Source organism: Oleiphilus sp. HI0066 (assembly GCF_001635725.1).
In genome coordinates this window covers 1-1,014 of sequence record NZ_LWFH01001375.1, presented here as the reverse complement: position 1 = coordinate 1,014, position 1,014 = coordinate 1, and the positions used below count along the sequence as shown (strand labels likewise).

The 1,014-nt window shown below is 44.2% G+C and carries 1 protein-coding gene; it reads right to left on the bottom strand.

Translation table 11 applies throughout. The features are described 5' to 3' along the window. Positions 1-180 precede the first annotated feature (180 nt). The gene (locus A3738_RS20810; protein WP_068477877.1) at positions 181-909 is read right to left on the bottom strand and encodes an SDR family NAD(P)-dependent oxidoreductase; all 729 of its coding nucleotides are present in this window, start codon (positions 907-909) and stop codon (positions 181-183) included. Between the last annotated feature and the right edge of the window lie 105 nt (positions 910-1,014).

Sequence of the window (1,014 nt, the reverse complement as noted above, 5' to 3'; positions counted from 1 at the left end):
TTGGCTCATAAACAACATCAGCATTGTATTTGTCGCTCATCTTGGCGAGCTGTTTGTGCGCTAGGTAAGCCGTCGGGCTACCAAAATCAAAATAAAACTCAATTTGCTTTGCTGAATCACTCATCGTTATTCCTATATGTATAAATTACGTTCAAGCTGGGTTGGCTAATAGTAAGAGCGTTACCACTTCTCTACCCATGGACGGACATCAAGCTCAAAGGTCCACGCGTTGCGTGGTTGCTCATGAAGCATGACATAATTTTTTGCCAAATCTGCAGGTTGAACGACTCCATCCTTCTCTACAAATTTTTGATACTCGGGGTGGTTTTCACGGATCCACTGTGTGTCTACGGCCGCATCAATTACAACATGCGCAACATGAATATTCTTTGGCCCAAGCTCTCGAGCCATTGACTGAGCGAGGGCTCTGAGACCATGTTTTGCACTGGCAAATGCGCCAAATATAGCGCCGCCTCGTACACTTGCCGTTGCACCGGTAAAGATAATCGTTCCGCGCTTACGCTGACTCATTACTCGAGCAGCTTCTCTTCCGACAAGGAAACCTGAGAAACAAGCCATTTCCCATATCTTGTAGAACTTACGTGCACTTGTATCGAGAATACTCATAGGCACATTCGCCCCAACATTAAATACAACCACTCCGATTTCGCCGATGTTGTTCTCAATATTTTCGAATAGCTCCTGAACTGCATCTTCGCTGCGTGCATCCACACCAAAACCACGTGCTTCATAGCCTTCATCATTAAGTGCTTTGGCTGCCTCTTTGACTAGCTCTTCACTGCGACGAACCATGCATACACTCAAACCCGTCAGGGCAAACTCTCTAGCGATCGCACTGCCAATAGCATCTCCAGCACCAACGATAAGTGCTACTTTTTTATCGCTCATGTATTAAGCAACCTTTGTAAGGCTTACATTTTGTAAGCTGTTGAATTTAATAGAATTCAATATTGTAAGGAATTCTTGGTTTTTTCTAAGCATTATTGAACTCAA

Excerpts from the sequence above, each read along its gene's own strand:
- A3738_RS20810 (WP_068477877.1), bottom strand. The coding sequence starts at position 909 with ATGAGCGATAAAAAAGTAGCACTTATCGTTGGTGCTGGAGATGCTATT.